Source organism: Vibrio artabrorum, assembly GCF_024347295.1.
Classification (GTDB): Bacteria; Pseudomonadota; Gammaproteobacteria; order Enterobacterales; family Vibrionaceae; genus Vibrio; species Vibrio artabrorum.
Genome location: NZ_AP025459.1, coordinates 1,018,987 through 1,041,071, shown reverse-complemented (window position 1 = coordinate 1,041,071; position 22,085 = coordinate 1,018,987). Strand labels below are relative to the sequence as shown.

The following is a 22,085-nucleotide window of genomic DNA, read 5'->3' as shown; positions in this document are numbered from 1 at the left end:
TAAAACACATTTTTATCAAGGTCTTAGCTTAACCGTTATTATTAACGGCGCAAAAAACATAAATAACCTCTTGACTTAATAACTCAGGATCGCGTGTTAAAGGTTATTCTAACGGCCATATTTGTCTTAAGTGACGCCACATAAAGGCTGCCTCATTACTCGTAAAACCGTGCGGTCAACTTATCCCTAAAGTTATCCACTGTTTTTGTGGATAACTGTTGATAACGTTCTTGCACAAATGCACAACCCCTTTGTTTACAGGGACTAACCGTTGTTCATTAAATCTGCGTTATTGAACAATTAGTTTTTAAAAATGCTGAAAGATGCCGATTTTAAAGTGCAAATCTATCACTTTTGCATTGAATTAAGCCAATAAAAAACGGTCTAGAGTGAGAACGAAATAATTGGCACATAACTCAGTACCAATTATTTCGTTTAACACCGTTTCTGACTCATCAAAAAATCAACTCAAATCCTTGCTGACGGGTGCCAATAGACGCTGAATTAAACTGCTTACTACACCTGCAAGTGTTATAAAGGTAACAACGGGTAAAGCAATCCATAGCATAGGGTGAAGTGAAGGTTCCAATTCAAAACCGAAACTCATTACTCCAGCCACACTAAGCTCTGCTGCTAATGAAGCAATGGAGCCAGCAACGAATGCCATCAACCCATATTCACACCAAATGGTGTTTAGGATACGTTTCTTGCTTGCTCCTAATGTGCGGTATAAGCGTATCTCTTGCTGTCTTTGAGATAAACTCAACCTCAGCAGAGTAAAAATGAGCAAGAGTCCAGCGACAACACCTAATGCAGCCAACACCGTGATTGACCAAACAATTTGCTTGAGTAACTCTTGAATCTTGCTGCCCATCTTACGAATATCCATCAAACTTACGGTTGGATGATTTCGGGAGAGTTCGTTTAGCATTTGACTGTGTTGGTCTTCGAGCCTGAAGCTCACCAACCAAGTAGAAGGAATCGATCTCAAAACATCCGGTGTAAAAATGAAATAAAAGTTAGGTTTCATTTCACGCCACTCTACCTTTCGGATGCTGTTGACGTTTGCAGAAACACTTTGGCTATTAATCGTAAACGAGAGTTCGTCACCTATTTTCAACCCAAGCTGTTCTGCGACATCAGATTCAACCGAGACGCCCTGCTCTCTTGTCCAACGCCCTTTTAATACTTCATTATACTCAGGTATTGAATCGCCCCACGTGAAGTTAATTTCACGTCGAAGCGCATCCGTTTCATTTGCGGTATCACTGTATTCGGACGCCTCGACCCCATTGATGGTGGTCAGTCTTCCTCGAATAATTGGAAACGCCTGAGTGCGTTCGACGTCATTCGCATCAAGGGCCATAATGTAGCTGTCTTTCTCATAGCTCGCAATGTTGAGAGCAAAGGCATTCGGCGCGTTCTCAGGAAGGGTTTGTTGCCAATCTGACAATAAATCACTTCTTACTAACCAAATGATCGATAACAACATTAAAGATAACGCCAAACAACCAAATTGGATGCCCGTTGCTAATGGTGTACGGTTGATTCGGCTTAACGCTAAACGCATTGATGTTGACGTTGGCAGTTTGCCTAAAAGACGCAAGACAACGGTACTGACTATCGCAAGAACTAAGAACAAACTCACGATACCTACTAAGACTATCCACACCAGCATGTTATCGCCGTACATCAGTATCATCGGAATCATTGGCACGAGTAACAGGAGATATTTCTTATCGCTTTCATTTGATCGATGACTCGATTGGATGACACTAATTGCAGAGGTGTTGACTAACCCGAGCAACGGAATACCCAGTGCAGGAACCCCAATTAAAATGCTCGACACAATGGCTAACATCGCGGGTTCAATGCCATAGCTAGGAAGTGGTGACGGTAATAACTCTCCTAAAGGTATACGCAGTAAAAATTCTAAACCTATCCCTATCGTGATCCCTAAGGCTGCACCGATAAGCACCAATAACGATACCTGTATCGATAACCATTTGATGATCCAAGGTTTATTCGCCCCGAGGCTTTTTAACATGGCGATGGTTTTTCGACGGCTTGCCACGTAATGTTGGCAAGTTAACACCAAAGTCGTTGCAGCCATGATGACCACGATAGCCACCGTGAGTGATAAATATTGTTTGGTACGTTCAAACATATCGTTGGTGCGACTGGCTGAATCTTTCGTGCGCCAGCGATCGCTCGGAGTGAGTTCAATACTGTTTTGGGCTGCTTTTAATTGTGTTTCATCACCGTTCAAAAACAGCCTATAACTCACACGACTGCCCGGTTGAATCGCGCCAGTGGCTGCGACATCGTGTTTGTGAATCAACACGGCAGGCATCTGTTGGAAAGGATTAAAACTCAAACCAGGCTCTTGCACGATACGCCCTGTTATCGTTAAATTGGCATCGCCTATAGTGACAGTGTCACCTATTTCAACATCCAACTGAGCAAATATACGTTCATCGAGCCAAAGTTCACCCGGCTCAACATGGTGGCGAATAACTTTACCCGCCCCTTCCAATATCATCTCGCCGCGCAGTGGATAATTGCTTTCTAACGCTTTAACAGTAACTAGCTGCATCGAACTATCACTGAATGCCATGGTTGAAAAGCGAGTTAATTGAGCGCTGTCTAACTGTTCAACACGAGTAAGATCCAGTAATGCTTGAGGAATGGGGTTGGCAGAGACAAACACGCTATCGGCCGTTAACGCGTCCTTTCCCTGCTTAACAATCACCTGCTCCATACGCTCGGCCAGCGCTGACAACGCGAACACGCAAGCAATAATCAACGTTAAAGCCATTGATACTGGCCATAGTTGCCCATGACGAATTTCTTCGACGCTCCATGACAGCAAGCGTTTGTTGAGTCCCTTAGATGAGTTCAATTTAAACTTCCTCGATATGACCCACATGCATTTTCAACGTGCGTTGACAACGCTGTGCGAGTTTAGGATCGTGTGTCACCAGAACAAGCGTCGTGCCATGCAATGAATTCAGTTCAAACAGCAGTTCAACGATGGTTGCTGCCGTTTGTTGGTCGAGGTTGCCGGTTGGTTCATCAGCAAACAACACTTTTGGCTTGATCATGAAAGCACGGGCTAAGGCGACCCTTTGCTGCTCACCACCAGAAAGCTGTGATGGCAAATGCCCGAGCCTATCTTGTAAACCAACAGACTCTAATAAAGCCGTTGCGCGCTCAATATCTTCATCCTCACCTTTCAACAAACATGGTAACGTGACATTTTGCAGTGCAGAAAGGCTTGGAATCAACAGAAAACTTTGGAAAACAAAACCGACAGATTCGCTGCGAATGTTAGCTCTTGCTTCATCATCAAGCTGTGACAAAGGCTGTCCCAATAAACTGATTTCGCCCGTCGTAGGAACATCAAGGCCAGCAAGTAACGTCATTAGAGTCGATTTTCCGGCACCGGAGGTCCCGACAATTGCCACGCTTTCACCTTCACGGATATCAATATTGACGTGTTCTAATATTGTTAAATGTTCTTGATTAGTAGACACTGTCTTGGAAACAGCTTCAGCTTTTATGATGGATGTATGCATGACTCGACTCATTTCCTTTTTATTTATTTTTTTATTTTCAACGGCTTCTTTGGCTCAAAGCTCTGCGTTAGAGAAAAGCGCCACGCTGCTGGTACTTGGCGATAGCTTGAGTGCGGGTTACAACATGGATATCAAGCAAAGTTGGCCAAGTTTATTACCGGACGTGTTAGCGAACTATGACAAAGCGGTCACGGTCGTTAACGGGAGCATTTCTGGTGATACAACGGGTAATGGATTAGCACGTTTACCGCAGCTCCTTGAATCACATACGCCCGACATCGTACTGATTGAACTTGGAGCTAATGATGGGCTTCGTGGTTTTCCACCCAAACTAATGTCAGCAAATTTGGAAAAAATCATTGATCAGGTCGTCTCTGCCGGTGCCAAACCGATTATGATGCAAATTAAAATTCCGCCGAATTACGGTAAGCGTTATAACCAGCAATTTGAATACGTTTATACGTCTCTTTCTGATCATAAAAACATACCGCTTTTGCCTTTTTTTCTAGAGCATATCATTCTAAAACCCGAATGGATGATGAACGATGGGCTGCATCCAAAACCAGAGGCTCAACCTTGGATCGCTGAATTTGTCGCCAAAGAATTATATCAGTATCTTTAGGTTTTAATGGTCTAGCTCAATAAAGTTTACACAGCTTTACGTTAAACTGGATGCATATCACTGTTAACTGTAAGGTTATTTATGCTGATCGAACCAATTATAAAGGGTGTGGTTGCCAAAAGTGCTCACCCTCTTGGCTGTCAAGAAGCTGTAAAGCAACAAATCAAGTTTGTTAAGAGCGCGCCGCAAATCAAAGATGGCCCTAAACGAGTACTGATTATCGGCGCTTCCTCAGGCTTTGGCCTTGCCGCTCGTATTGCGCTTACCTTTGGCGGCGCCAAAGCTGACACGATCGGTGTCTCATTTGAGCGTGGGCCTAATGAAAAATCATTAGGCAGTGCTGGTTGGTACAACAATATCTACTTCAAAAAACAAGCCGAACTTGAACAACGTACCGCGATTAACATTGTTGGCGATGCCTTTTCTACCGAGACTCGAGAGCAGGTAATTGAAGCCATAGAAACCTACTTTGAAGGTGAAGTCGACCTGGTGATTTATAGCTTAGCCGCAGGAGTAAGGCCTAAGCCAAACTCTGAAGAATTCTGGCGGTCTGCGATCAAACCGATCGGTGAAAGCGTTACTGGCGCCACCATTTCTCTGGAACACGACAACTGGGTGACCAATACCCTTGATTCCGCGACGGAAGAAGAAGCCGAAAGCACACTTAAGGTGATGGGTGGCGAAGATTGGGAACAATGGATAGATGAGCTCATCAACGCTGAATCTATTGCTCCGGGATGTAAGACAATCGCGTTTTCTTATGTGGGTCCAGAAGTGACACACCCTATCTATCTCGATGGTACTTTAGGGCGCGCTAAGATCGATCTTCATCAAACAAGCCACGCATTGAACCTTAAACTCGCAAACTTCGGCGGTAATGCTTATGCCACTGTGTGTAAGGCGCTGGTCACTAAAGCGAGCGTATTCATTCCAGGTTTAAGTCCTTATCTGCTTGCGTTATATAAAGTGATGAAAGAGAAAGAGACGCACGAAGGCTGCATTCAGCAAATGCAGCGTCTGTTCAGCAGCAAATTATATGGCCAAGAAAAGGTGCCGCTTGATGGCGAACGACTGATACGAATCGATGAGTGGGAACTCGATCCAGAAACACAAGCTCATGTGAGTAAACTACTGGAAGCCATGAATGAAAACAACTTCCAATCAATCGGCGATTATAAAGGATTTAAAGAAGAGTTTTTACAGCTAAACGGGTTTGCTCAACCATTGGTAGATTATAATGAGCAGCTTAACCCCCAAGAATTTGTAAAGTTGATCCCCTAATCGAAACGGCTCTCATAACTGAGACCTCGATTCATTTTTAAAAGCCTCCGCATAATTGCGGAGGTTTTTTCTAACAACCTTTCTTATACTTCCTATACAAAGATTCTCATTTTTGTTCACCCAGATAAGCACAGGATGTGTAGATGCTTTTAGCATAGTCGACTCGGAGTCATATGAAGAAAATTAAAACTCTAGATTTAGATATCCCAAAAGATATGGAGTGCGGTTGGCAAAATATTGTGGACCTGTTAGCTCAGATTGTTCAAGTGCCATCGGCACTGATTATGCGCGTTCATACTAATTATATTGAAGTTTTCTCGACGAGCCACAATAAGGAAAACCCTTACAACAAAGGTAATTCTGAAACATTAGGCAGCGGGCTTTACTGTGAAAGCGTGATGGAGTCTCAACAACAACTCATGGTTCCTAACGCTTTGGCTGACCCTAAATGGCAAAATAACCCAGATATAAAGCTAGGTTTAGTCTCGTATTGTGGTATTCCCTTACTTTGGCCAAACGGTGAGATCTTTGGCACCATATGCATTTTAGATTCAAAAGAAAACCACTACACACCGACTTACATCAAATTATTACAAAGTTTCCGTACTTCCATAGAGTCTCAGCTGACAACTCTGTTCCAACACGCGAAGTTGACTCAGGTGAATCGCGAATTAATCCATCGAGTTCATACTCGAACCAAGGATCTCGCAAGTCTCAATTATTCATTAAACCAAGAGATCGATAAACGCCGTTCCGCGGAAAAAAAGATTAATTTCCAAAAGAATTACGATCAAGGTACCGGTTTTTTGAACCGCAGTGCATTTGAGTGTGTCTTAAATCAAAAGTTATTATCTAAAGCAAAACTGACGGGATGTTCATGTGCGGTCATTCATATCGGATTCACGAACGGTAGGCGCATACAAGCTCGTTATGGTTATAACGCTTTAGACCAAGTGCTGATCGAATATCGACGACGGATCAACAGCATTGCTGATCTTGAAGTATTCACTGGACGCCCTACTTCGATCGATCTGGTACTTGCGTTCAATGTAAAAGATTTACGGCAACGCCTCGAACAACTCTGTCAGACTTTGGTCACTGTAGGCCATTCCGAATTCACGGTCGATGATGACAAAATTCATTTACATGCCTTTATTGGGATTGCGATTGCTGAACAGGAAGATGATGCGGAAATTGTGATGAAAAAATCCTCTGAAGCGATGCTTGCCTGTAAAGACTCTGGACAAAAATTCGCTTACTATTCTAAATCTCATACTGAAATGCAGAGTCATATCAATAAGATTGAGAGCTATTTGTTGCACGCCGTTCGTAACGATGATCTTATGCTCAATTTCCAACCCAAAGTGTGTCCTTTAACTCATCGTTGGGTCGGTGCTGAAGCTCTACTACGTTGGCGTCACCCTATTTTAGGGGATATCTCTAACGAAACCCTGATACACATGGCCGAGCAAAATGGTCTCATTTTTGAAGTAGGGAGTTTTGTTCTACGTAATGCGATTGAAAAAGCCAAAGAGTGGTCAGAACACGTCAAAAACTTCAAAATGGCCGTCAATGTGTCAGCGGTACAACTTAAGAATGCGCACTTCGCTGAGCAAGTCACCCATCTATTAGACACTTATCACCTTGATCCTCATTTCTTAGAGCTTGAAGTCACCGAGAGTGGATTGATTGCCGATGAAGTGGTGGCAAAGAACACACTCGAATCGCTGCACGACATTGGCGTGACGCTGTCACTGGATGACTTTGGTACAGGTTACGCCTCTTTTAGCTATCTGAAAAAATTCCCTTTCGATATCATAAAAATTGATAAGAGCTTTATTGACCAAATGCTACTCTCCAATGAAGACTCTGAAATTGTCAGGTCCATCGTTCAAATTGCTAAAAAGCTCGACTTAAAAGTCGCAATGGAAGGCATAGAGTCCGAAGCTCAAGAGAAATTTATTCTCAATGAAGGTTGTGATATCGGGCAAGGCTTCTTTTACGGTAAACCGATGTCGAGCCAAGAATTTGAACACAGCTTAATCAATCAAAACTATTTAGGGACGACCCGTTACGCTTAAAACGAAAAAGATCAGTTAGTTTTGGATTTAGGCCGAGTTTCTCTTTACTCTATAGGTGGTGATTTTTATAATCGCCGCCTTTCTGTTTTATCTTTCCCCTTATATAGGCATTCCTCGTTATGGATCAGTTGACTGCAAAGCTTAAAAAGCTCGAAAAACAAAACTACCGTGCATATCAACAAATTAAAGGTCAATACGACTTTGCTGATTTTGAATTACACATCGACCACATCCAAGGTGACCCTTACGCGTCAGCTTCTCGTTTTCGTGCAACGCGCGCGTGGTCTTTGACCGGGTTAGATTGGCTGAAAGAAAAATCTTACGAATACCAAGTCGCCGCTCGTGACTTTATCGCACGTAGCTTCTCTGAGTTCGCGAAACAAGAATCGACCGTGTCTATCGCCTTGACGGGTCAAACGGTATTAGACCACACTGCCGTTGTTTTCACAGAGCACGGTATCGAAATTCGTTTTCGTATTAACCTGCCGGCAGATGGTCGCAGTATCCTTGCAAAGAAAGCCATCAACATTATTACCTTCTATTTGCCTAAGTTTATTCGTCGTGCGACGCTGGAGCGTGAACTCAACATCGATGCGATGATCAAGCATTGTGAAACCATTGAAGACCAAGAAGCGCTGCGCGCTCAATTAAATGAACATAACCTAGCGGCATTCATAGCGAACGGGAGTATCTTGCCACGTATTGCCGGCAACTGTGACCTTCCGATGAAAGACGCGGTACCTTTCGCAGCGCCAGACTCGTTGAGTGTTACTTTAACTACTCCAAACCAAGGTGACGTGACCGGTCTAGGCATTCCAAAAGGCATTACGCTGATCGTTGGCGGTGGTTTTCATGGTAAATCGACACTTTTGAACGCTATTGAACGTTCTATCTATAACCACATCCCTGGTGATGGACGTGAAGGTATCGTAACGGCAATGGATACGATGAAAATTCGTGCGGAAGATGGTCGATGTGTGCATAACTTAAATCTGTCAAACTACATCAACCATTTACCGATGCAGAAAGACACGTCTGATTTCAGCACTCAAGACGCTTCTGGTTCTACGTCACAAGCCGCTTGGTTGCAAGAATCGATTGAAGCCGGAGTTCAAACTCTACTTATCGATGAAGATACGTCAGCGACTAACTTTATGATTCGTGACGAGCGCATGCAGGCTCTTGTCTCTAAAGGTGATGAGCCTATCACCCCTCTTGTTGACCGTATTGGCCAACTGCGCGACGAAATGAACGTATCTACCGTCGTCGTTATGGGAGGATCCGGTGATTACCTAGACGTAGCAAATACCGTTATACAAATGCACGACTACCAAGCCGTCGATGTGACAGAAAAAGCACAAGCCGTGATTGCTCAGCATCCAACTCAGCGTAATAATGAATGCGAAACGGCTTTAGAGATGTTTGTTCCGCGACCATTGAACCGTGCTTCCCTAATGAAGATTCTTACCGATGGTAAGTTCCGCGTAAACGCTAAAGGCAAAGAGTCACTCAGATTTGGTAAAGAGTTCGCGGATCTCTCTGCGCTTGAGCAATTAGAGTCCACTTCAGAGGTTAATGCGATTGGGTGGGCTTGGTTCCAGTTCGCTCAACAACCCGGTTGGTCAGACAATCCAGCAAAAGAGTTTAACGCAATTTTAAGTGATGAATGGTACGCAAACATGCCTAAGTATGGCGACTTAGCAAAACCAAGAACATTGGATATTATGGCGGCTCTGAATCGTATGCGTAAATCTCAGTTTAAACCTTCACACTAGGTATAATCTACAACTGCGTCAATGATTATCATTACCTGTGGCTTTCATGAATGAGAGCCACTTTTGTATTGCTCCCTTCTTGAATTTTTATTGGTGCGTAAGCTCAACAAAAAAATCAAAAAGACGATACCAAAGCAAAGATTCTAACGCTAACTCATCATAAATACGTCATATGATCAACAACACACTTATTTATCCCTGTTATCTTGGATAATCTTACAAATCATGACATAGCTTTTACAAAACTATAGTGATATTCGGATAAAGTTCTGATTCTACAAATGTAACTAAACGTAAAAACCTGAGGCTTTAATGAACCACAAACGCGTAAAAATGCGTGATCATAATAGCGAAGTCAAACTATTTAGAAACCGAGTAATCGTCGCATTTGCTGGGATATTAGTCTTCACACTCGTTTTAATTGGCAACCTATACCGACTCCAAGTAGAAGAGTTCAAAAGTTATCAAACGCGAGCGAATGGTAACAGAATTAAAGTGCTCCCTATCGCTCCTACGCGTGGTTTGATCTATGACCGAAATGGCGTTTTATTAGCTGAAAACAGGCTCGTTTATGATTTGAGCATGATTCCAGAGAAAATTGATAATGTTGAGGATATGCTCGAAAAACTCAACAACTATATTCCACTCAACGATGAACAAATTGCCAGTTTCAATAAGCGCTATCACAATACGCGCCGATTTAAGCCTGTCACCATATTAGACAATCTCACTGAAGAAAATATCGCTAAGTTTTCGGCCCACCAATATCAATTTCCTGGCTTGTCGATTAATACAAGTCTAAGACGTTTTTACCCTAACGGTGAGGTGCTCACTCATATGTTGGGCTATGTTGCACATATCAATGACAGTGACTTAAGAAAACTGCAAGAGCAAGGTAAAGATGCGAATTATCAAGCGACTACCACCATTGGTAAGTTGGGCATAGAAAGGTACTACGAAGATTTGCTACATGGACAAAAAGGCTATCAAGAAGTAGAAGTTAATAGCCGTGGCCGTGTCGTAAGAACCATCGAGTATGTGCCACCAATAGCAGGGAAAGATATTGTTCTTAATATAGACATTAAGTTACAAAAATACGTATTCGAACAACTTAAGAATCGCCCAGGCAGCGCCGTGATTTTGGATCCTAAAGACAATAGCGTATTGGCGATGGCATCCAGCCCTAGCTATGACCCAAATCTATTTGTTGATGGTATTTCGACTAAGGAATATCAAGCTTTATTGAATGACCCAGCTCATCCGTTAATCAATAGAACAACTTTAGGTGTCTATCCACCCGCCTCGACCGTAAAACCATTTATGGCTGTTGCGGGGTTACAAGAGCATGTTATTTCGCCAAATACCATCCGTAACGATCATGGTGTTTGGCGAATACCAGGCTCTAAATCCAATTCTAAAGCATGGCGAGATTGGAAACGTTGGGGGCACGGACCGGTCAATGTAACGAGAGCGATTGAAGAGTCCGTTGATTCATTCTTCTATCAAACTGCGTTTGATTTGGGTATCGATCGTATTTCGACTTGGATGAATCGCTTTGGCTTTGGTAAGCCGACAGGGATTGACATCTATGAAGAGAGCAATGCCAACATGCCAACCCGTGAATGGAAAATGATGCGCTACCACACACCTTGGTACCAAGGTGATACCGTTCCAATCGGTATTGGTCAAGGTTATTGGACGTCGACACCTCTTCAATTGGCCAAAGCTACCTCTATTTTGATCAATCACGGTAAAGTAATGCCTCCCCATATTCTAAGAGCGACCTTGGATCATGGAGAACCCTTTGATACTCAAACCCTTGTTGTACCAAAGCCGATGAAATCGATTGAAGAAGTACCAGACGCAATTTGGGATATTCCAATCAATGCAATGAGACTGGTGAATAATGGCAGTCGAGGCAGCGGTAGAAGAGCCTTTAAAGGGGCTGACTATGTAAGTGGTGGAAAATCAGGAACCGCGCAAGTGTTTGATTTGGCTAAAAATCAGATATACAACTCGAAAACACTCGCAAAGCACTTACTCGATCATGCGCTTTACACCGCGTTTGCACCGTATAAACATCCTCAATACGTCGCAACAGTGGTCATTGAACATGGTAACGGTGGCTCAAAGATCGGCGCTCCATATATTCGCAAAGTACTGGATTACGCCTTTAAACATCAGAAAGACAAACCTCAAGAACATTGATTGCGTGTAAGCTAACGCTTAACGGATGGATTCTATTGACTAAAAATCCCCTTTATACGGGGATTTTTATGTATGTTCAGTGCAATTAAAGTCGTCATAATTAAAGTGCAACCACCTAGCGCCTCAAGACATGCCATGCTTCACATAATGTCTGAAACTTAGCCGTATTGCCCTCATCCCTATCTGGATGCCAGCGTAGTGCAAGACGTCTCCAGCGCTTTCGTATGTCTTGATGAGTTGCATCCAATGGCAATTCAAACAAACGGAGTGCATGGCTTCTGTCCATATCGGTTTCACTGCCACCGACAAACCTCTTGTAACGAGTCCAAAACTCATTCAACAACCTTTTTACTTCACCCTCATCCGCTTCATAGTTGATCCAGTTGATGTAGTAATCACGCAGTGGGTCGTTGAGATCAATGGTATGAGTGTTGCCATGATAACGTCCACTCATCAATACAATGTCCATGGCTTGAACCTGCAACCAACTGTCTGGATACAAGGCCTCTTGCAACTGGTAGAGTGCATTCATGATCAAAAAGTTTTTCTTAAACAGCTCTTTTTCTGGCGTAGGATCGAGTGCAGGCATTAAACCAAGATCATTGAGGTGCGTCGCCAGCGTATGAACTTTCCAACCGCCCGACTGATGTTTCAGCACTTCCATAATCGGCCAAAGCAAAGGGTTTTCCATATAAGATTGGTTGATTATGCTGCTATCTTGATGGCTTGCTGTATTGGGCTTATCTACCATAGTTAAGTGAACTCATTACCAGATGCATTAATGAACTTCTATTCAAGATGATTTATATGTATTTGTCGAGTCACAAATCATCACATACTACTCCTTGCCTTGACCTCGGCTCACAAAGTAAAACAACGAGCCCGCTCTAATGTCATAGTCAATAGGAGCTGTGGTTGGATTATTTCATCGTTACCTTACCGCCAATAAACTTGTAAGCTGGTGTACCTCGAACCAAGGTGTCTCGCGCAAATTCAATCCCACATTGAGGGCACATACACGACTCGGTCGTGAAATCTTCAACGATGCGTTCCTTAAAGCACTTCACGAGTGCGCCTTTGCCACCTTTCCGATACTTAAAAAGTTGCGTTTTGCATTTGGCACAGAAAATCTGAACCGTCTTGGTCGGTTGTTTCTTGTTTGGTTTAGCCATAGACGTTAATGATTGTACTCTTTATTTCTTACGTTTAGGGGCAACAAGAACCAAGCTGATCCCAAGCAAAATAACGGTAGAAGAAATTATAAATTGCATTGTGACAGGTTCAGAGAGTATCAAAACACCGCCGAGTGTCGCGATGACAGGCACGGACAGCTGCGCAATGGATGCAACCACGGTATTCAGTTTTTTCACCACGTGATACCACAAGCTATACCCTACACCCGAAGCCACCGAGCCCGAGATAACCGCGTAAATCAAACCTTGCTCACTGATAGAGACTTGAGGCATTGCATTTGGTATTAGAACCAGAAGGCTTAAACCGACAAAGATAATGAGCGAGCTAAATCCGAAGTTAGCGGTCGTCGATTGCAGTGCGTTTAAAGATTTCTTTCCTGCCAATGTGTAAATGCCCCACCCAACTCCGGCCAGAGACATCAAGATGATAGAAACTGAGTCTGGAGTCTGTGTCGATTCCGTTGGCATTAACAAGTAAACAAGCCCTGCCACAGATAACAAACACCCGGCCCACTCAAGTAATGACATTCTGTTTCCAGAGAACCAGTGCGCGGCGATCATCGTAAATTGAACGGCGACAAACAACACCAGAGCACCAAGACCTGCGCCAAGCTCTAAGTAAGCAAATGAGAAACTAAACATATACACGAGCAGTGATAATATTGATGTGAATTGAAACTGTAACTTCAGCTTTGTATATACCGATGTGTTGTTGTTTGCTAACTTTTGTTTAGACTTAGATTGGCAAGATAAAGTGCATAAAATCAGAAGTGTAAGCGCACCAGACAAGATGCGCACGATCGAAAAACTCAAAGGATCAATCGCTTGATCCATTAAAGCCCAACGGCACAAGACTGAATTTGCCGCAAATGCCACCAGCGTAATCAATGTGAGAATCACAGTTTGCATTGTATTGCCTTGATAGCGTTTATTCACGTTTTAGTCAACGTCAGGCTTTACCCAAACTTGGCTAAAATCGAACCAACCTAACGCATTACATTTAGCGTTTTGTAATGTACCGCACTGATCTTTGTTTACACCTAACCAACAATGAAACATCGGAATCAGTTGATTGCTTTGCACAAGTTGCTTACCTAACTGCCTTGCCGGGAATTGCTCAAATTCACCCGATCGCCAACGATCAATCATGTGGCACCATTGTTCGAAGTCTTCTGCTGGGCTAGATTCATCTAAAAAACTGTAATCCATCAACCACCCCGCCAACGCATCATCTCTATTGTTCGCGATACCCATTGGGTTAATCCAAATATCAACATTATCGGGGTGTGGCGGAACGATTTCGTAACCCAAAAGCTCAACATCAACATTGTATTGCTTCAACACCGTAACGATGGCCTTAGCCAGTGTTGGGAACATTGTGTGCTGGCATTGATATGCCAATTTTATACTCGGTTTCCCATTGGCGGGTGGACAAGGACAAACCGGTGTCTTGAGTTTGATGTCATACCAACCAGGTTTAATTCCATAAGCATGTAGCACACCCAAATCAATAACCGTTTCTTTCGGGATATGCACAAACAAATCAGCTGCATTCAAAGCGTTGGATAAGAACTCCGCCCACTGTGGATCTTGTGCAATACCCTGCTTTCTATTCAGCAATAAATAGGTACAGCCCGGATCGAGTTCGACCTCATCGCTGTCTCCTCGATCAGCCATTACCGGTTTAGAAAGGCTTGGATAAACCATTGAAGAATAAGCTTCATCGACCACCCAAACCTCTACGCGATCAATCAATGGTCTGAAACCAAAGTAACCATTGAAAGCGGTTAGCACGAGTTGCTTCTCGTCGTTCTTATCAATGCGATACGGACCGGTACCAATCGGTCGAATATCATAGTCTTCACCGCGTAAAGTCATCGGTAAAGTGACTTTAGCGATCGATTCCGTTAAGGCAAGGGGAAAATATTTATCAGGGCGAGTTAAGAAGACATCGACAACGCAGTTTGCCGGTGAGGAGACATCTTTAATATGAGAGAACATATTGAGCGGTTCGAGTGCAAGAAGTGTATCCACCACATGACTCGTTAGTAGAGGCTCCCCATTGTGAAAACGAACCCCCGGACGCAGGAAAAATCGCCATTGATGATCACTGATTTTTTGCCATGAATGAGCAAGATCGGGTTGTAGCTCGTCGTTTTCGTCTAGGCGAGTTAAACCACTGAATACCTGACAAGCGATGTGCTGTTCAGAACGGCGCATTGATTTAGTGGGGTTAAGCATGGAGAGCGGTCGATAGTAAGGCAAACGAATAACTTGTTCACCTTCTTGATATTGCACTCCTAAGTAATTTTGAATCACTTGAGTCAGCTTGGCAGCGTTATGGTCGAGTACTGAGAGAGCTTGTCCGATTTTTCCTTCTTGCAAGTAGCGACGTGCCAAGTTTTCACTAACATCACAACGATTCTGTTTAAAGATCAGTTGAGATAACTTCCCTCGGCCAGCCGCAGGTAACCATTCTACCCACCCTTCTTCTTCAAGCTTGTTCAGTACCATACGGGCATTACGACGGGTACAACAGAGAACGTCCGTTATGTCGTCGAGCTGAACATCAGCATCTTTACCGTCAAAGTATTCAAATAGGGTTTCAAATTGAACACGAAGTCTTGGGCTACTCATAAAGAGGAAAACTTATTCAAAGGATATTAAATTCAGTTTCCCTATTTTATGAGCCAAAATCAATCGAAATAAACGCATTTATTGCCCATCATTACATCACATCACAGCCGATTTCATTGGCGATATCGCGGAGCTGTTGCTCGTTGTCTAATTTTATCGACCATTTACACTCAGACCCGTTGGCAGAAATAACGTTTGCCCCTTTTCCGATCAGTTGAATCGCGTCAACCTGTGCGTGCAGTGTCACTCTATGCTCACCATCCAGACGAACAACCAACTCATGCGCTGTCGCAATCACTTTTCCGCTTTTAAAGGTTATGACCATGGGTTTCTCTAACTAAAATGCACCGTTTATAGATGGCGTTAATAAGCTTAAGGTTAGGGTCGAATACTGTTCCCAACCTATGTGTCGAGTTAGCGTTTGTGCTTCTTCACGGCAATGGTTAAGCGGCTAGTACAAACCAAGCGTTGACGCTCATCTGTGATATTTATCTGCCATACTTGAGTAGATACACCAAGGTGAATCGGCTCAGCAGTGCCTATAACATACCCTTCACGCATCGATCGAACGTGATTTGCATTGATATCGAGCCCAACGCAATAGTAGCCATCTGGCACGCAAAAGTTTGCTGCTAGTGAACCCAGTGTTTCCGCTAACACCACCGATGCGCCGCCATGAAGCATACCCAGTGGTTGGTGCGTAAAATGGCAAACCGGCATGGTTGCAACCAAAGCGTTGTCGTTGACCTCGGTGTAAACAATGTTGAGATGTTCAATTAAGGTATTTTTTGAGGTCGCGTTGAAGGTATCTAAGTCAACGGGCTTTTTCCAAATACTCATGTGGTTTCCTTAATGATTAACTTTTTGTCACACGTCGCTTTATTACCGATCATGGTTATTAACAGCGATAACATAAGTTAATGTTAACATGCATAAAAAACGAAGACACAAAGGATATTGTATGACGTCATGGATGAAGTATGCCTCGCTTCATTACTGACGTCGCATTAGACGCCTCGGAATACCAACAATACCGAGGCATAGTGAAGTTATCGAGGTTTTTAACAAGCTAGGATGACCCGTTATTGACTTCGATTGGTATCACTGGTTAAGTCCCCAGAATGTGTAATGGTAGGCTTAATAGCTGATCACCGGTCGATGCAAAATACCAGATAACACCGATCAAGCTGCTCACTAAACCCACGTACCAGAGGAATGCTACGACTTGACCGTATTTGTCTAACGGCAACAAGTGACTGTGATGACGCCCTTTCCATTCGAAGAGTATTTCAACACTGCCCATGATCAATAAGAAACCAAATAGAGTTAAATTCAACTGATAACTCAATACCACGCCAGCCACAGCAGCCGCGACACACAGTACGATACCAAGCATACTGTTCATCGAGAAACTGATACTTTTGAGAACATGCCCGCCATCAAGAGGCAAAATAGGTAGCAGGTTGAATAGGTTTAATAAAGCGTTAAATACCGCAAGGCCGGCAAAAAACATTTCGCCAGTTACCCAATACAACACCATAAAGAGTAAAGACAATATCAGGCCGAACAATGGCCCCATGATTGAGATAACCACATCTTGCCAGCGCGTATTAATCTTTTCATCGGACAGCGCCAAACCACCAAGGAATGGGATTAAGTAGATCCCTTTGGTTTTCATGCCAAAGTATTTCATCGCTCTGATATGACCGTACTCATGGAACATTAAACAAGCGATTAAGGCCAAAGCAAACTGAATTGAAAACAACCATGAATAGGCCGCTAAACTGGCAGAAGCAAGTACGACCTTGATTAGCTTGGCGCTTTTTAGCGCCTTCATACCAAGCGACACCAATCCAATCAAGCTAAAACGCTTTTCCGGCTTAGGCGCGACAACCGGGGTTTGTTGCTCGATATCTTTAGTGTTTCGATTGCCTTCGGTAATAGTTTGGCCATTGACCGATGCTTTATACGTCATCTCAAACGGTTGCCATTGAACGGTTGATTCAACGTGACACTGCAACGTTTCTTCGCCCGACCGTAATGTAAATGCATGTGTTCGTACGTCTTCTTGGTCAGTAGTCGCATCTAACTGAGACACCAAAGTATTATCCCAATATAACTGTTGCCACCCTGCCATTGACCCTTCTAATCGAAGCGGTTTCCCAAGAAACTCTATCGCGAGTAATTCCAAACTAAAATTCCAAATTAAAGACTTCTAACAAGAGTCGATATTATGCCGATTTAGCGATTAACGGTAAACATAAACAAAGTTGTTACATATTGATCAGTTGAATACTTACTGTCTATCTACACCAAATGCTAGGCTAACCGCAGCCATTTTTACCTCATCAACGACAGTAACAGCGCTAGCTCATCGTTTTTATTAAAACTTAAAACACCAATGGTTGATCTCAGCTAAAATTAATCAAGACAGAATACCGTACGACCTCTTTCTTTATTGCTAATAAAGTGGATAATAGCCCGGTAATTTAATACCTAATATATGTGAGTCCATTATGTCTTCTGAAGCTACTATGCTAGAACGCTGCCAATCTAAATGTGAACTATGTGGTTCTGATTCTTCTCTTACTGCATACGCAGTGCCGCCACACAGCCACGTAACAGTGGATCACGGCATCATGGTATGTGACAAATGTCTTGGTGAGATTGATGATCCTAAAGATATCAACCACTGGCGTTGCCTGACTGACAGTATGTGGAGCCAAGAAGCGCCAGTTCAAGTAATGGCATGGCGTCAACTTACTCGTCTGAACTCTGAAAGCTGGGCTCAAGACGCACTAGACATGATGTACCTTGAAGAAGAAACATCAGTTTGGGCACAAATCGGCATGTCTGCTGATGACAAGCCTCTTGACGTGAATGGCGTAGAGCTTAAAAAAGGTGACGACGTAACAGTAATCAAAGACTTGCCAGTCAAAGGGACTAACCAAGTGATTAAGCAAGGTACTGTTATCCGTGGTATCAGTGTTGGTGACGATCCTAAGCTTGTTTCTGGTAAAACCAACGGCGGTCAATCAATGTACGTCATCGCTGAGTTCTGCCGTAAGAAGTAATTCTTCTTTTCGCTGAACAAAATCTAAAAAGGCGCTAATCAATAATTAGCGCCTTTTTAATATCTCAAATTTTCACGACTTAAAACGATCCAGAAGTTGCTCTCGGTACTCTTTAATGACCGACACCAAAGAGCCTTTGATACCACTGACTTGTTTCGAATGCGGACACCACAACGCGAATCCAAATTTGAATCCTTCCACCATTTGCACAGAGTGAATGGGCTCTATTGAATGTTTTGAAAATTCAGAGTCGGTAAAAAAAGCTTTAGGGAGAAGCGCCCACCCGAAACCCTCTTCAAGCATTTTTATCACTAACGAAAGCTGATCAATCTCTTCATAGTCAGAGCTCACGATAATCTTTTCAGACATCCCTTCATCAATCAGAGACTTCAATACGAACTGTTTAGAGTTCTTTAGTGCCACCAACACTTCGTCTTTATCCATATTTGAGAGTTCTCCCCCTTTCTGTCCGAATGGGTAGAACTCAAAGTGACCAAGGAAAGTAGAATCAAAACTGTGCATTGCTCGGCTATTATGAGCATTCACAAGTCCAAAGTGATACTCCCCGCTTTGTATCCCTTGTTTGATTTCGTTCTTATTCCTAACCAGGAAGTTCACTCGCATCATGGGATAGTCGTGCTTAAGTCGTTTGCGTATATCGACCAAAACACGTTGTGGAACGAAACTCGAATACGCAATTGTAATTTTCTCTAGCCCACCATAAGAGAGGCTCAACGCCACCTTGTCAAAAGTACGAGCTTGTTCAATCGTCTGTTTTGCGTAGTGATAAAGGAGGTGTCCGTCCTCAGTCGGTTCAACCGATCGCCCGACCCTATTAAAAAGACTCACCGCAAGATGATCTTCCAAGTTTGTAATCACCTGACCTACGGTCGTTCTGTGCTTGTTGAGCTTTACCGCCGCCTTGCTAAATGACCGCTGTTCATAGACGGTCACAAACGCGAGAAGTTGTTCAATACTAAAGTTCATTTTGATGTGCTTACTTTCTTAGTTATAGATGACGGAATCGCCCGACCTCTCCGCTTTATCCTTGCCTAGTATATACCTAAAAACCGTATTTTGATGGATCTGATCCTCTATATGCGATTATCTGAATGGTAAAAACTCATTTATCGTTAACTGATTCAAACAACAGAGAAAAGAACATGAACACAATGCCACATGAGCTTGCGTGGGGTGAGATCTACTTCCCTCCTTTGCTATTGGTTATCGCGTTAGCTTATGTATTGACGATATTGACTGGCTCAATCGTGACAAAACTTGGGTTACATAAATATGTCGCTTTTCCTGCAATTGCCGAATTAAGCTTGATCGTAATTTTCGTCGGCGTTATCGGTCAATTCATCACCATCTTCTGAGGCATTCACCTTGATTAAACGTTATCTCATCACGCTACTACTGGTCGTTGCCGCAAGCTTTGTGGTCTATCGCTATTACCAATCTTATTCAAGTAATCCTTGGACTAGAGATGGTCAGGTCAGCGCATATATCATTTCAATTACTCCCCGAGTGACAGGGCAAGTGACTAAAGTCCATATTGAGGACAATACACAGGTGGCGAAAGGCGACTTACTGTTTGAGATCGACCCAAGCATTTATCAAGCGGCCTACAATAAAGCGTTAGCGACCCAAAAACAGGCTCGTGCGCTATTAGCGAAAGCGAAAAACGAAGAGCAACGTGCGTTGAACTTAGAAAAGAGAACGCCTGGGGCTATGCCTGTGCTGACATTGAATAACCTGAATAATGCGGTTGAGACAAATGCAGCAAACGTTGCACTAGCAAAAGCCAATGTTGAAGAAGCGCATTTAAATCTTGAATACACTAAGGTGTACGCGCCAACAAACGGTTACATCACCAACTTAAACCTACGAGAAGGCTCTCAAGTCGTCGCGAATACACCAGTAGTGGCGCTGATCGATGAAGACAGTTTCTGGATCGAAGGCTATTTCAAAGAAACTGATCTGGTTAATGTTAGCCCTAACGACAAAGCGCTTGTCACTCTTATGATGCACAATAATATTCAACTGGAAGGCCATATCAAAAGCATTGGGTTTGGTATTGCAACACAAGACGGCAGCACTGGTCATGACCTTCTTCCTAACGTAAACCCAAACTTTCAATGGATCCGTCTTGCTCAACGCATACCCATCAAAGTCGCACTCGATAACGTGCCTAAAGACTTACAACTTCGTGTCGGCATGACCGCTTCAATCAAAATAATCAAATAGTTGGATGACTTTTATGTTCAGTGCATCAACCAAAGAAGCGATTAAAGCGGCTCTCGCGATTGTCATCTCTATCTGTATGGCGTTGTGGTTTCAATGGGAGAAACCCTATTGGGCGGCCATTGCGGTAGCAGTCATGGCACTGAACGAGAGCTTTGCTCATTCAATAAACAAAGGCCACAACCGAATAATGGGCACCTTGTTAGGAACGGGCTATGCCTTTTTCTTGATTGCGATGTTTTCTCAAGACCGTTTTCTATTCCTGATGTTTTTCACCTTATTTCTCGCTCTCTGCATCTTCATGTCGAGTGATGATAAATACGGTTATGTCTTTTCTATAGGCTTTGCTGTCTGCTCGATCATCGCTTTCATGGGTGGCTTCGATAACCAAATTACTTTCTACTTTGCCGTACTGCGAATACAAGAAACTCTGCTAGGCGTTATCACCTTCTCGGTGGTTTATCGTCTAATCTGGCCGGTAAGCACTGAACAGAATTTTGTCCAACGATTTGAAACAAGCCGACAAACACTGATAACAGCAATGCGCGATACCAACAACCTTGATATAGAAGCCTTAGAGTCCAATACCGCTAATATTGAAAAGCTCTATCAACTGTTGGATTTGCCGCTTGCTGGCAGTTATCACCTAAAAGAAAATAGTCGCGCATGGCGTTTACGAATCAACGAAATGGCGCATATTCAAGATCGTCTGCTTGAACTCGCCGCAGATGAACTGACTCAACCGATTGATTGGCTAGCACTCACAAAAAAAATGGAAAAACTAGAGTTAATGACACCAAACTCGTCATTGATTGATGAAGTGCCATTTGTAATGAGTAAGAAGAAAAACGCTTCTTGGCACCCTGAGCACCGTACGTTTGTTCAACACCTGAATGAAGATGGGAGAAAAGTCTTACAAGGTGTCTCGATGTTTATCACGTCGTTATTGGTTTGGATATACCTGCCTGTACCGGGTGGTTTTATTTTCCCGATGATTGCTGGCGTGTTTTCTTCAATGCTTCCAACTATGCCGCCAAGCGTTATTAAGGATGCGTTTTTTGGGGTTATTGGAACAGGTACGGTTATCTTACTTCAATACATCTTTATGATGCCGATGATGACTGAATTGTGGCAATTGGCGCTGTTCTATTTCATCAACAGCATTGTTATATGGAAAGTGTTCGCGACACCTAAACTGATGGTGCACCGAATACTTGGAATAAACCTGCTGGTCGTACTGACATCTGGTGCGCTTAATCTAACACCAGTTTATCAGATTCAAACACCATTGCTGATGTTAACCACACTGCTCATCATTTTGATGATAGGCAAATTATTTACCGACCTCTTTAGAGTCAAGAGTATCGCTTAATCTCGTTACGTCGATTAGCT

General features: G+C 43.2%; 19 protein-coding genes. 9 read left to right on the top strand and 10 right to left on the bottom strand.

Features of this window, described 5'->3' with window-relative positions; genetic code table 11:
- Positions 1-463: 463 nt before the first annotated feature.
- Both OCU36_RS18645 and OCU36_RS18640 read right to left on the bottom strand, forming a co-directional pair.
- Positions 464-2,902, bottom strand: coding sequence for an ABC transporter permease (locus OCU36_RS18645; RefSeq protein WP_261839995.1), 2,439 nt, complete (start codon positions 2,900-2,902; stop codon positions 464-466).
- 1 nt (position 2,903) lies between these two features.
- A complete protein-coding gene (locus tag OCU36_RS18640) occupies positions 2,904-3,578 on the bottom strand; it encodes an ABC transporter ATP-binding protein (RefSeq protein ID WP_261839994.1) in 675 nt (224 codons plus the stop codon).
- Between OCU36_RS18640 and OCU36_RS18635 the strand changes: the two genes are divergently transcribed.
- The 5 genes from OCU36_RS18635 to mrdA all read left to right on the top strand — a co-directional run bounded on the left by OCU36_RS18635 (position 3,577) and on the right by mrdA (position 11,545).
- Positions 3,577-4,200 carry an arylesterase gene (locus tag OCU36_RS18635; RefSeq protein WP_261839993.1) on the top strand — a complete coding sequence of 208 codons (624 nt, stop codon included), beginning with the start codon at positions 3,577-3,579 and terminating at the stop codon, positions 4,198-4,200. The two genes, OCU36_RS18640 and OCU36_RS18635, sit on opposite strands and share 2 nt — an antisense overlap.
- Positions 4,201-4,281: 81 nt before the next feature.
- The gene (fabV, locus tag OCU36_RS18630) at positions 4,282-5,481 is read left to right on the top strand and encodes an enoyl-ACP reductase FabV (protein WP_261839992.1); all 1,200 of its coding nucleotides are present in this window, start codon (positions 4,282-4,284) and stop codon (positions 5,479-5,481) included.
- A 173-nt stretch (positions 5,482-5,654) separates the two neighbouring features.
- Complete coding sequence (locus OCU36_RS18625) at positions 5,655-7,562, top strand: sensor domain-containing phosphodiesterase (protein WP_261839991.1); 1,908 nt, start codon at positions 5,655-5,657, stop codon at positions 7,560-7,562.
- 119 nt (positions 7,563-7,681) lie between these two features.
- Positions 7,682-9,337, top strand: a complete 1,656-nt coding sequence (locus OCU36_RS18620) for an ABC-ATPase domain-containing protein (RefSeq protein ID WP_261839990.1) — start codon at positions 7,682-7,684, stop codon at positions 9,335-9,337.
- 312 nt (positions 9,338-9,649) lie between these two features.
- A complete protein-coding gene (mrdA, locus tag OCU36_RS18615) occupies positions 9,650-11,545 on the top strand; it encodes a penicillin-binding protein 2 (RefSeq protein WP_261839989.1) in 1,896 nt (631 codons plus the stop codon).
- A 115-nt stretch (positions 11,546-11,660) separates the two neighbouring features.
- Here the strand turns inward: mrdA and OCU36_RS18610 are convergent, their stop codons facing one another.
- The 7 genes from OCU36_RS18610 to OCU36_RS18580 form a co-directional block, all read right to left on the bottom strand.
- Positions 11,661-12,296: a DNA-J related domain-containing protein gene (locus OCU36_RS18610; protein WP_261839988.1), complete on the bottom strand. Its 636-nt coding sequence runs from the start codon at positions 12,294-12,296 to the stop codon at positions 11,661-11,663.
- 169 nt (positions 12,297-12,465) lie between these two features.
- Positions 12,466-12,717 (bottom strand): hypothetical protein, encoded by a 252-nt coding sequence (locus tag OCU36_RS18605; RefSeq protein ID WP_261839987.1) that lies wholly within the window; start codon positions 12,715-12,717, stop codon positions 12,466-12,468.
- A 21-nt stretch (positions 12,718-12,738) separates the two neighbouring features.
- Positions 12,739-13,647 carry a DMT family transporter gene (locus OCU36_RS18600; protein WP_261839986.1) on the bottom strand — a complete coding sequence of 303 codons (909 nt, stop codon included), beginning with the start codon at positions 13,645-13,647 and terminating at the stop codon, positions 12,739-12,741.
- A 30-nt stretch (positions 13,648-13,677) separates the two neighbouring features.
- Positions 13,678-15,375 carry an SgrR family transcriptional regulator gene (locus OCU36_RS18595; RefSeq protein WP_261839985.1) on the bottom strand — a complete coding sequence of 566 codons (1,698 nt, stop codon included), beginning with the start codon at positions 15,373-15,375 and terminating at the stop codon, positions 13,678-13,680.
- 91 nt (positions 15,376-15,466) lie between these two features.
- Positions 15,467-15,700 (bottom strand): DUF3389 domain-containing protein, encoded by a 234-nt coding sequence (locus tag OCU36_RS18590; RefSeq protein ID WP_261839984.1) that lies wholly within the window; start codon positions 15,698-15,700, stop codon positions 15,467-15,469.
- Between the two features lie 89 nt (positions 15,701-15,789).
- Positions 15,790-16,215 carry a hotdog fold thioesterase gene (locus tag OCU36_RS18585; RefSeq protein WP_261839983.1) on the bottom strand — a complete coding sequence of 142 codons (426 nt, stop codon included), beginning with the start codon at positions 16,213-16,215 and terminating at the stop codon, positions 15,790-15,792.
- Positions 16,216-16,483: 268 nt separating this feature from the next.
- The gene (locus tag OCU36_RS18580) at positions 16,484-17,566 is read right to left on the bottom strand and encodes a site-2 protease family protein (protein ID WP_261839982.1); all 1,083 of its coding nucleotides are present in this window, start codon (positions 17,564-17,566) and stop codon (positions 16,484-16,486) included.
- Between the two features lie 325 nt (positions 17,567-17,891).
- Between OCU36_RS18580 and OCU36_RS18575 the strand changes: the two genes are divergently transcribed.
- Positions 17,892-18,449 carry a PhnA domain-containing protein gene (locus OCU36_RS18575; protein WP_261839981.1) on the top strand — a complete coding sequence of 186 codons (558 nt, stop codon included), beginning with the start codon at positions 17,892-17,894 and terminating at the stop codon, positions 18,447-18,449.
- A 72-nt stretch (positions 18,450-18,521) separates the two neighbouring features.
- Here the strand turns inward: OCU36_RS18575 and OCU36_RS18570 are convergent, their stop codons facing one another.
- Positions 18,522-19,436, bottom strand: a complete 915-nt coding sequence (locus OCU36_RS18570) for a LysR family transcriptional regulator (RefSeq protein WP_261839980.1) — start codon at positions 19,434-19,436, stop codon at positions 18,522-18,524.
- A 176-nt stretch (positions 19,437-19,612) separates the two neighbouring features.
- Between OCU36_RS18570 and OCU36_RS18565 the strand changes: the two genes are divergently transcribed.
- From OCU36_RS18565 to OCU36_RS18555, 3 genes are read left to right on the top strand one after another with little or no spacing between them, the layout of a single operon-like run.
- Positions 19,613-19,825, top strand: coding sequence for a DUF1656 domain-containing protein (locus tag OCU36_RS18565; protein ID WP_261839979.1), 213 nt, complete (start codon positions 19,613-19,615; stop codon positions 19,823-19,825).
- Positions 19,826-19,835: 10 nt separating this feature from the next.
- Positions 19,836-20,696, top strand: coding sequence for an HlyD family secretion protein (locus OCU36_RS18560; RefSeq protein WP_261839978.1), 861 nt, complete (start codon positions 19,836-19,838; stop codon positions 20,694-20,696).
- 13 nt (positions 20,697-20,709) lie between these two features.
- Positions 20,710-22,065 carry an FUSC family protein gene (locus OCU36_RS18555; RefSeq protein WP_261839977.1) on the top strand — a complete coding sequence of 452 codons (1,356 nt, stop codon included), beginning with the start codon at positions 20,710-20,712 and terminating at the stop codon, positions 22,063-22,065.
- The last annotated feature ends 20 nt before the right edge of the window (positions 22,066-22,085 follow it).

Coding starts and splice junctions, on each gene's coding strand:
- OCU36_RS18635 (WP_261839993.1), top strand. CDS start 3,577: ATGACTCGACTCATTTCCTTTTTATTTATTTTTTTATTTTCAACGGCT.
- OCU36_RS18640 (WP_261839994.1), bottom strand. CDS start 3,578: ATGCATACATCCATCATAAAAGCTGAAGCTGTTTCCAAGACAGTGTCT.
- fabV (WP_261839992.1), top strand. CDS start 4,282: ATGCTGATCGAACCAATTATAAAGGGTGTGGTTGCCAAAAGTGCTCAC.
- OCU36_RS18625 (WP_261839991.1), top strand. CDS start 5,655: ATGAAGAAAATTAAAACTCTAGATTTAGATATCCCAAAAGATATGGAG.
- OCU36_RS18620 (WP_261839990.1), top strand. CDS start 7,682: ATGGATCAGTTGACTGCAAAGCTTAAAAAGCTCGAAAAACAAAACTAC.
- mrdA (WP_261839989.1), top strand. CDS start 9,650: ATGAACCACAAACGCGTAAAAATGCGTGATCATAATAGCGAAGTCAAA.
- OCU36_RS18610 (WP_261839988.1), bottom strand. CDS start 12,296: ATGGTAGATAAGCCCAATACAGCAAGCCATCAAGATAGCAGCATAATC.
- OCU36_RS18605 (WP_261839987.1), bottom strand. CDS start 12,717: ATGGCTAAACCAAACAAGAAACAACCGACCAAGACGGTTCAGATTTTC.
- OCU36_RS18600 (WP_261839986.1), bottom strand. CDS start 13,647: ATGCAAACTGTGATTCTCACATTGATTACGCTGGTGGCATTTGCGGCA.
- OCU36_RS18595 (WP_261839985.1), bottom strand. CDS start 15,375: ATGAGTAGCCCAAGACTTCGTGTTCAATTTGAAACCCTATTTGAATAC.
- OCU36_RS18590 (WP_261839984.1), bottom strand. CDS start 15,700: ATGGTCATAACCTTTAAAAGCGGAAAAGTGATTGCGACAGCGCATGAG.
- OCU36_RS18585 (WP_261839983.1), bottom strand. CDS start 16,215: ATGAGTATTTGGAAAAAGCCCGTTGACTTAGATACCTTCAACGCGACC.
- OCU36_RS18575 (WP_261839981.1), top strand. CDS start 17,892: ATGTCTTCTGAAGCTACTATGCTAGAACGCTGCCAATCTAAATGTGAA.
- OCU36_RS18570 (WP_261839980.1), bottom strand. CDS start 19,436: ATGAACTTTAGTATTGAACAACTTCTCGCGTTTGTGACCGTCTATGAA.
- OCU36_RS18565 (WP_261839979.1), top strand. CDS start 19,613: ATGAACACAATGCCACATGAGCTTGCGTGGGGTGAGATCTACTTCCCT.
- OCU36_RS18555 (WP_261839977.1), top strand. CDS start 20,710: ATGTTCAGTGCATCAACCAAAGAAGCGATTAAAGCGGCTCTCGCGATT.